Genomic DNA, 8,867 nt, shown 5'->3' on the forward strand with positions numbered 1-8,867 from the left:
TCTTTATAAAATATTGATCGTGTTAAAAGCTCAGTAAGCTTTTATTTTTTCGTTTTATCGGCTTGATAAAACGCAATTTATCTATGTCAAATTTTATAAAGAATCTATATGAAAAATATAAAAAAAGTTGCCGTATTAGGCGGTGGCGGAAGAACTGGAAATTATCTTGTCAACCAGTTATTAAAAGAAGGATTTAGTGTAAAACTACTACTGCGACACCCAGAGGATTTCTCTATTCAAAATAATCAAATCGAAATGATCAAAGGCGACGCTGTTGATCTCGAATCTATAAAATCATTGCTTAAAGATTGTCAGGCTGTTCTGAGTACAATTGGACAACGCAAAGATGAACCTTTAGTGGCAAGTGCAGCTACTAAAAACATTTTGCAGGTAATGAACGATTACCGAATTCAGCGCTATGTATTATTGGCGGGGCTTAATATTGAAACTCCATTTGATAAAAAAAGTACTAAAACTCAAATGGCTACAGATTGGATGAAAACCAATTTCCCGATAATTCAGGAAGATCGACAAAAAGCTTATGATTTTTTAGTCGAAAGCAAAATAGAATGGACTCAGGTTCGGGTTCCGTTTATCGAATTTACAGATGTAAATTCTGAGATTTCAATAAGCTTAGAAGATTGTTTGGGAGATAAAATCAGTGCATTTGATATTGCTACATTTATGATTCAGGAAATGGAAGCATCTAAGTTTAGTGGAAAATCTCCTTTTATAAGTGCGATTTAAAAATTAGAATAAAAACAGCGGGAGATATCAAACGCCCGCTGTTATTTAATATCAACTTCAATTTCATAACTTTGCTTTTATGAAATTAGCCGAAAACCTTATTCAAAAGCTTGAAAATCGTAAGCAGAATAATTCGCTTAGGAAATTGCCTGTGTTTAATAATTTAGTCGATTTTTCTTCTAACGACTATATTGGCTTCTCAAAATCAGAATCTATTTTTAAGTTAACCCATGCCTATTTGCTGGAAAATGAAATTTTTCAGAATGGCGCTTCGGGATCCCGATTAATTTCTGGAAATCATTCATTGTATCAAATAACAGAAACGTTTATTGCGGAGTTTCATGACGCTGAATCGGCTTTAATCTTTAATTCGGGTTACGATGCCAATGTTGGGTTTTTTAGCGCTGTACCGCAACGAATTGATGTTATTTTGTATGATGAATTAAGTCATGCTTCTATTCGCGACGGAATCGTAATGTCGAATGCCAAATCGTATAAATTCAACCATAATGATTTTGAAGAATTAGAACGATTAATTCAAAAATTTCCTAATACCAATATTTATATTGTAACTGAGACTGTTTTTTCTATGGATGGTGATAGTCCGAACTTAGAAGAATTGGCAGATCTTTCTGAAAAATACAATTGTTTTTTAGTAGTGGATGAAGCACATACTTTAGGAGTTTTTGGAGATAAAGGCGAAGGTTTGATTCAGTACCTTAATTTACATAACAGGATTTTTGCCCGAATCATGACTTTTGGGAAAGGTTTAGGATGTCACGGTTCAGTGATTTTAGGAAGTAGTGAACTTAAAGAATATCTGATAAATTTCGCCAGAAGTTTTATTTATACAACCGGATTATCTCCACATTCAGTTGCGACAATTTTGGTGGCATACCAGCAATTGGATGTTCAGAAAGAAACAATCGAAAAATTACGTCAAAATATTGTGTTATTCAATCAGCGGAAAAACTTGTTAGGTTTAAAGCCAATGTTTGTGCGAAGCAAATCGGCAATCCAATCTGCCATTGTTCCGGGTAATGAAAATGCCAAACAATTGGCCCAACAACTACAAGATAAAGGTTTTGATATAAAAGCAATACTTTCACCAACCGTTCCGGAAGGGCAGGAGCGTCTGCGTTTTTGTATTCATAGTTATAACTCTGAAGAACAAATAAATCAGGTTTTAGAATTGCTTAGAGACTTTGTTTTTTAGTCGAGATAATTCCACAAAGATTCACGAAGTTTTCGCAAAGCTGCACAAAGAATAGTTTTGTGCAGTTTTGCGATTTTTTCTTTGTGGCTCTTTGTGAAATTAAAGGTCTATTCTAAAAAAAAATACCATTCTCAAGATCCATGTTTCCTCACTTTTATAAAAAAGTTTAAATTATTTTGTAACGTTTTGATTGTTCGATTACTTACGAGTCGTAATCAAATAAACCAAAATAATTATGAAAACTATAATCACTTCAATAAAAAGAATCATTTGTAATGTATTGCTTTTTTTAACAACGGTACAAGTAACTTATTCTTTGGTAAGTCATCATTTGTATGGCAAGCCGTATCCTCATCTTTTTATTATAATTGTTTGTTTGCTTGTGGCAACTTTTGCCTCAATACAAAGAGAAAAATACAACAAACAATAAAGGAGTTTTAATCATCAAATCTATCAATAACAACAATCTTTAAAATCAAATTATTATGAAAACAACTTCAAATTCAGTTATCGAAAAAATATTCAATTATGTGTTTGTCTTTTTAGCTTCGGCGGGACTTGGATATGCATTAGTGAATCAATTTATGCTAAATCATCCAAACAAAGACTTACTGCTTATTATGATCTGTCTGTTTTTTGCTTCGTTAGCTTTATGGGAAAGAAAAAAATATAGTAAATCATAATTAATAGTCAATCATCAATCAAACAAAATCAAAAGAGTCAATCAAATAATCATCAATCAAATAATCAATCAATAAAATGAAAAAAATATTTACATCAGTAGCAGCAGTAGCTTTAATTTTTTGCAGTACAATTCAGGCACAAACAAAATCTCCAAAACTTGAAAATTCTCTTTTATGGGAAGTTTCAGGAAACGGATTATCAAAACCATCTTATGTTTACGGAACAATTCACGGTATGTGTCCAACCGATTATTTTATGGCAGAAAAAACAAAAAATGCATTTCAGAAATCAGATAAACTCATTTTAGAGATCAACTTATCTGATCCAATTGAAATGGCTGATATGCAAAAAGCAGGTATTGCTTCAGAACAATTAAGCAAGACATTATCGCCGGAACAATTGTCGAAGTTAGATGTAGTTTTACAAAAAAATACTGGTCTAAAAATTCAGCAATTAGATGGTTTTACTTTAGCTGCTATTATGGGGTTTATCTCTATGAAAACATTTGATTGCGAAACTATAAAATCATATGAATCAGATTTTATAGATTTGGCTAAAAAAGAGAATAAAAGTATTGGAGGTTTCGAAACCGTAAAAAAGCAAACCAATATGTTAGCAAATGCCTACACCGATTCAGAATTAATTGAAACTGTTGAAGATTTTAGTAAAGCCAAAACTAAAAAAATGGTAGAAGATTATAAAGCAGAAAATGTAATGAATGTTTATAATGATTTTGCAGACGAAAAGGTGATGAGTAAAACAGCGAAAAAATGGATACTCGATGACCGAAATAAAGATTGGGCTCAGAGAATGCCAGGGATGATGAAAAAGGAAAGTTTATTTGTTGCAGTTGGCGTAGGGCATTTAGCAGGTGAAGAAGGAGTAATTAATTTATTGAGAAAAGCAGGATATAAAGTAAAACCAGTAACGAAATAACATCGTTTTGAAAGAGAAAGAACAAGAATTTTTAAAAAGGATCGAAAGTCATAAAGGAATACTTTACAAAGTTTCTAAAATGTACATGGACAATCATGACGATCAGCAGGATTTGTTTCAGGAGATTGTTTGTCAGCTCTGGAAATCGTATGATTCTTTTAGAAACGAAAGTCAGTTTTCGACCTGGATGTATCGCGTTGCAGTAAATACGGCAATTGTTTTCTTAAAGAAAGAAAAACGAAAGGTTGATAAATACGAAATCGCCTCAGAAAACATCAAAGACGATGAAGGTGATTCTCATATCAAAGAAAGTCAGATCGATCATTTTTATAAAGCTGTTCAGAAACTGGAGAAAATCGATAAAGCTATTATTTTCTATCAGCTTGAAGGTTTTTCTCATAAAGAAATAGGAGAGAATCTGGGGATATCTGAAGGAAATGCAAGAGTAAAATTAAACAGAGCAAAAGAAAAATTAAAAGAAATAATTAAAAATCAAGGATATGGATTTTAACGATATACAAAACGCATGGAATAACGAAAAGACTGATAATGTTGTTGTTCCGGATAATTTAGAAAAAATACAATCGGCAAATATGCCATTGGATAAAATTAGAAGAAATTTACGTAAAGAACTTTTTGGACAGATTCTCGCTTTGATAATTATAGGTTTTTTGCCACTATATCATGAATTTCCGTCAAAATTCACAGGTCCTTACTATTTTATATACGGAATCGTGGCAGCAATAAGTATTTACTATTTGTCTAAGCTTTTTCTATTTTATAAGAGATTGGATAAAGCAACATTAACAACCAAAGACAGTTTATATGAAACCTATTATGATATTAGGCTTAATATGCAGCTTTATAAAACTTTTACGTTTGCACTAGCTCCTTTTTTCATGATCTATTTGGCTGGTTATTTGATTTTTGGAACTCCTGGCTCAGCCGAAATTTTAAATGGGAATTTTGAAAATGAAAAATTAATATTAAAAGTCGTAATTTTCATGATAACAATGTTGCTTATTGGTGTTTTGACAGAGTGGTGGGTGAGTTTTTATTATGGAAAATATGCGAAAGAAATCAAGAAGGTCATTGACGAATTAAAAGAAGAATAAAAAACAATCAAACCCATCGTAATGATGGGTTTGTTTTTATTGATATTTTTGTATCATTGCCCACGGATAAAACGGATGTAAAAGATTTACACAGATTATTTACTTTTTGGTTGTTGGCAATTAATTTTAAAAAAAATCCGCTTTAACCTGTTCAATGAGTGTTATCTGTGGTCTAATTATTATGAAAATATTTGTAACAGGAATTTCGACCGATGTTGGAAAAACGATTGCTTCTTCTATTATTGTTGAATCTTTAGAAGCAGATTATTGGAAACCTATTCAGGCCGGAGATTTAGATAATTCGGATAGTCATAAAGTTAAAGCAAGAATTTCTAATGAGAAAACTCAAATCTTCGATAATAGTTACAAATTAAATACGCCGGCAAGTCCGCATTTAGCAGCAGAAATTGACGGAATCAAAATTGATTTAAGTAAAATTGAAGAACCAAAAGCCGATAATCATTTGGTGATTGAAGGCGCTGGTGGAATTTTTGTTCCGTTAAATGAAAGCGAAACCATCATCGATTTAATTCAACCTGATTATAAAATTATTGTGGTTTCAAGACATTATTTAGGAAGTATCAATCATACTTTATTAACAATTGAAGCAATTATAAATCGAGGTTTTAAGGTTTCAGGAATTATCTTTAGCGGAAGCGAAAACAAATCGACAGAAAGTTTAATTCTAAATAAAACCGGAATAAAATATGTCGGCAGAATTGACGAAGAACCTTATTTCGATCAAAATGTGATTAAAGAATACGCCGATTTTTTCAGGGATAATTTGCTTAATTTATAGCGAAAAGAAGATAGGATAAAGAAAATTGACTTTCCTATCTTTGTGTGAATTATGGGGTTTAGTCTTTTTTCTATGCTCTAATATCTATTCTAAATAAAATGACATTAACCGAAAAAGACAGTCAATACCTTTGGCATCCTTACACACAGCATAAAACTTCGCAGGCTCCAATTGCAATTTCAAAAGGAGAAGGTGCTTTGTTATGGGACGAAAATGGAAAAGAATATATTGATGCCATCGCATCCTGGTGGGTAAATCCGTTTGGGCACAGTAATAAATTTATTGCCGATGCAATTTATAAACAGTTAACCACTCTGGAGCATGTTTTGTTTGGAGGTTTTACTCATGAACCTGCGATAAAAGTGGCAGAGAGACTGATGGAGATTTTGCCAAAAAATCAACAAAAAATCTTCTTTTCTGATAATGGTTCAACTGCCGTCGAAGTAGCAATAAAAGTAGCTTTGCAGTATTTTTTTAATAAAAATGAAAAACGAACGACTATAATTGCTTTCGAAAATGCCTTTCACGGTGATACTTTTGCGGCAATGGCAGCAAGCGGAATCTCGTTTTATACACAGGCTTTTCAGGGAATGTTTATAGATGTGGTTCGTATTCCGGTGCCCGTAAAAGGAAATGAACAGGAAAGTTTTGATGCTTTGAATAATGTAATTCAAAATCATAATTGCGCCGGTTTTATTTTTGAACCTTTGGTGCAAGGTGCTGCCGGAATGGTCATGTATGAACCAGAAGCATTAGCAACGCTGATCAAGATTTGTAGAGAAAACAAAGTCCTGACCATTGCAGATGAAGTAATGACGGGTTTTGGCAAAACAGGAAAAACTTTTGCGATGGATTATGTTTCAGAAAATCCGGATATGATTTGCCTTTCTAAAGCTTTAACCGGAGGAACAATTCCAATGGCGATTACGACTTTTACACAAGAAGTTTTTGATGCTTTTTATGATGATGATATCAATAAAGCATTATTTCACGGACATACTTTTACAGCGAATCCTACAGGTTGTGCAGCTGCTTTGGCAAGTATGGATTTGTTGCAGACCGAAGAAATGCAAGCTAATATCGAAAGAATTAATGCGAGCCATTTAATCTTTCAAAAGAAAATAGAAAATCATTCAAAAGTATTTACAGCCAGTACATTGGGTGTTATTTTTGTAGTCGAAATCAAATCAGATTCAGAGGAAAGTTATTACGGATCGATGCGTAACAAGCTTTATGATTTCTTTATCGAAAAAGGTGTCATTTTACGTCCGGTTGGAAATATTGTTTACATTCTTCCTCCATATATCATGACCAGTGAACAGCTTGAAAAAGTATATAAAACAATAGAAGAAGCGATTGAAATGGTCTGAATATAGCCCACAGATTTAACGGATGTTGCGGATTTTCGCAGACTAAATAACAATCGGTGTATATCAGTTTAATCCGCGTCATCAGCGTGCCATCTTTCATAAAACTTCGCGAACTTTGCGATAAAAAACCAAAAACCTTGAATACTAAAATCTCGATTACAGCTTTTTCTTCGATTTCTCCTTTAGGACATACTTCTAAAGGTGTTTGGGAAAAATATCTCGACAATCAACATTGTTTTTCGAAACAGTTTTTAGATCAGCAAGAAACTTCGGTGGCTTCTCTTGATGCTAAATCGAAACAAATTGTTGCTGAAATACGGGAATCAGATATTAAATATAAATTTTTAGACGATTCGGTTTTATTTGCAATAGCAGCTTCGCGAAAAGCAGTTGAACAAGCAGGATGGAATTCAGATGATGTTTTCGGGATTAATATTGGTTCATCACGCGGAGCTACAGATTTATTCGAAAAACATTATAGAGAATATCTTGATACCGGAAAAGCGCAAACTTTAGCTTCTCCCACAACAACTCTGGGGAATATCTCATCATGGATTGCGCATGATTTGCAAAGTAATGGTCCTGAAATTTCTCATTCTATAACTTGTTCTACAGCTCTTCATTCATTATTAAATGGAGTTGCATGGCTGAAAGCGGGAATGGCTGATAAATTTTTGGTAGGAGGAAGCGAAGCGCCATTAACTGATTTTACAATCGCTCAAATGCGTGCTTTAAAGATATATTCCAAAATAAATCAGGATGAATATTCCTGGCCAAATCTGGCTTTTGATTTTGAGAAAACACAAAACACGATGATTTTGGGCGAAGGAGCCGCGGTTTGTTGTCTGGAAGTTGGGGAAAAGGAAAATGCGATTGCATATGTTGCAGGAGTTGGATATTCAACGGAGATTTTAGAACATAATATTTCTATTTCTGCCGAAGCAACCTGTTTTCAGAAATCAATGAAAATGGCATTAAAAGATGTCGATTTAGAAAGTGTTGATGCAATCGTAATGCATGCTCCGGGAACAATAAAAGGAGATGTAACAGAATTACGTGCCATCGAAAAAGTTTTTGGATCTAAATTACCTTTACTAACGACTAATAAGTGGAAAATAGGTCACACTTTTGGCGCATCGGGAATATTGAGTTTAGAATTGGCGTTATTAATGTTTCAGCATGATGTTTTTATAGGAGTACCCTTTGGAACAAAACAAAATCAGACAAAATCTATAAAAAGAGTTTTAATAAATGCTGTTGGTTTTGGCGGAAATGCAGTTAGTATCTTGATCGGGAAGCCTTAATTGGTTTTTTGAATATTATTGTTTTACAAAACAAAAAAATCCATTCCGCTAGACGGAATGGATTTTTTTATTGAATGCTTGTTGGTATGTTATTGAAATATGATTTTTCTTGTCGTTGTAAAATCATTATCTAAAGTTACTTTTACCAGTAAAACCTGATTGCCTGATTGCAGGTTTTGAATTTGAAGTTCAGTATTGGAAACTTTTGTTTTGTTGTAAAGTGTTTTTCCTGTAATGTCAAAAATAGTAACTTCTTTTATGTTTTCTTTTGAAGATGAAACGTTTATAATTTTATTCTTTACCGAAATTAAAATGCCGCCTTCGATGTTTTCAAAATCACCTGTTCCTAGTGTTTTGTTGGCATATTTTAAAACGAATCGGTCAGTAAATGTTCCACTCGCACTTTTAAAAGTATAATCACTTGAGCGTAAATCATGAATGATACCAGTTGTTTTATCTTCTAAATAAATAGCCTGATTGGTCATTTTACCGTCGACCTCGTCTATTGCTATGGTAAAAGTGTCCTCAACTGATGTTTTGTATCCTAACGGAACAACATCAGTATTTGTAAATGGCAAAGCACGACCCTGAATTACAAGTTTAGTGGTATTAACCATACTATAAAAATCAAGGTATGGATTACCATCAAAACTTACACCATCGAATTTATTTTCATAGGCATTGCTTGCTCCTTCG

General features: G+C 33.1%; 11 protein-coding genes. 10 read left to right on the forward strand and 1 reads right to left on the reverse strand.

Annotation, left to right across the window (positions count from 1 at the left end; all coding sequences use genetic code 11):
• Window positions 1–108 precede the first annotated feature (108 nt).
• From GIY83_RS20770 to GIY83_RS20815, 10 genes are all read left to right on the forward strand, one after another.
• On the forward strand, window positions 109–747 hold the full coding sequence (locus tag GIY83_RS20770) for an NAD(P)-dependent oxidoreductase (protein WP_208683232.1): 639 nt from the start codon (window positions 109–111) through the stop codon (window positions 745–747).
• Between the two features lie 79 nt (window positions 748–826).
• Entirely contained in the window at window positions 827–1,963 is a 1,137-nt protein-coding gene (locus tag GIY83_RS20775; protein ID WP_208683234.1) for a pyridoxal phosphate-dependent aminotransferase family protein, read from the forward strand.
• Window positions 1,964–2,198: 235 nt separating this feature from the next.
• The gene (locus GIY83_RS20780; protein ID WP_194617917.1) at window positions 2,199–2,393 is read left to right on the forward strand and encodes a hypothetical protein; all 195 of its coding nucleotides are present in this window, start codon (window positions 2,199–2,201) and stop codon (window positions 2,391–2,393) included.
• 55 nt (window positions 2,394–2,448) lie between these two features.
• Window positions 2,449–2,646, forward strand: coding sequence for a hypothetical protein (locus GIY83_RS20785; RefSeq protein ID WP_208683237.1), 198 nt, complete (start codon window positions 2,449–2,451; stop codon window positions 2,644–2,646).
• Window positions 2,647–2,722: 76 nt separating this feature from the next.
• Window positions 2,723–3,583, forward strand: a complete 861-nt coding sequence (locus GIY83_RS20790) for a TraB/GumN family protein (protein WP_208683239.1) — start codon at window positions 2,723–2,725, stop codon at window positions 3,581–3,583.
• 7 nt (window positions 3,584–3,590) lie between these two features.
• Window positions 3,591–4,094, forward strand: a complete 504-nt coding sequence (locus GIY83_RS20795; protein ID WP_078006758.1) for an RNA polymerase sigma factor — start codon at window positions 3,591–3,593, stop codon at window positions 4,092–4,094.
• Window positions 4,084–4,698, forward strand: a complete 615-nt coding sequence (locus GIY83_RS20800; RefSeq protein ID WP_194617914.1) for a hypothetical protein — start codon at window positions 4,084–4,086, stop codon at window positions 4,696–4,698. The genes GIY83_RS20795 and GIY83_RS20800 overlap by 11 nt, the downstream gene beginning before the upstream one ends.
• Before the next feature lie 181 nt (window positions 4,699–4,879).
• Window positions 4,880–5,497, forward strand: coding sequence for a dethiobiotin synthase (gene bioD / locus GIY83_RS20805; RefSeq protein ID WP_194617913.1), 618 nt, complete (start codon window positions 4,880–4,882; stop codon window positions 5,495–5,497).
• A 98-nt stretch (window positions 5,498–5,595) separates the two neighbouring features.
• Window positions 5,596–6,867: an adenosylmethionine--8-amino-7-oxononanoate transaminase gene (gene bioA / locus GIY83_RS20810; protein ID WP_208683241.1), complete on the forward strand. Its 1,272-nt coding sequence runs from the start codon at window positions 5,596–5,598 to the stop codon at window positions 6,865–6,867.
• Window positions 6,868–7,004: 137 nt separating this feature from the next.
• Entirely contained in the window at window positions 7,005–8,171 is a 1,167-nt protein-coding gene (locus GIY83_RS20815; RefSeq protein ID WP_194617911.1) for a beta-ketoacyl synthase N-terminal-like domain-containing protein, read from the forward strand.
• 89 nt (window positions 8,172–8,260) lie between these two features.
• On the opposite strand, the gene GIY83_RS20820 is transcribed toward GIY83_RS20815, so the two are convergent.
• The coding region (locus tag GIY83_RS20820; RefSeq protein WP_208683243.1) for a T9SS sorting signal type C domain-containing protein at window positions 8,261–8,867 on the reverse strand (607 nt) is incomplete at its 5' end.

The organism is Flavobacterium sp. SLB02 (genome assembly GCF_009664855.1).
Taxonomy (GTDB): Bacteria; Bacteroidota; Bacteroidia; order Flavobacteriales; family Flavobacteriaceae; genus Flavobacterium.

Bases quoted from the DNA above. Each gene is read 5' to 3' on its own strand.
- GIY83_RS20770 (WP_208683232.1), top strand. From the start codon at position 109: ATGAAAAATATAAAAAAAGTTGCCGTATTAGGCGGTGGCGGAAGAACT.
- GIY83_RS20775 (WP_208683234.1), top strand. From the start codon at position 827: ATGAAATTAGCCGAAAACCTTATTCAAAAGCTTGAAAATCGTAAGCAG.
- GIY83_RS20780 (WP_194617917.1), top strand. From the start codon at position 2,199: ATGAAAACTATAATCACTTCAATAAAAAGAATCATTTGTAATGTATTG.
- GIY83_RS20785 (WP_208683237.1), top strand. From the start codon at position 2,449: ATGAAAACAACTTCAAATTCAGTTATCGAAAAAATATTCAATTATGTG.
- GIY83_RS20790 (WP_208683239.1), top strand. From the start codon at position 2,723: ATGAAAAAAATATTTACATCAGTAGCAGCAGTAGCTTTAATTTTTTGC.
- GIY83_RS20800 (WP_194617914.1), top strand. From the start codon at position 4,084: ATGGATTTTAACGATATACAAAACGCATGGAATAACGAAAAGACTGAT.
- bioD (WP_194617913.1), top strand. From the start codon at position 4,880: ATGAAAATATTTGTAACAGGAATTTCGACCGATGTTGGAAAAACGATT.
- bioA (WP_208683241.1), top strand. From the start codon at position 5,596: ATGACATTAACCGAAAAAGACAGTCAATACCTTTGGCATCCTTACACA.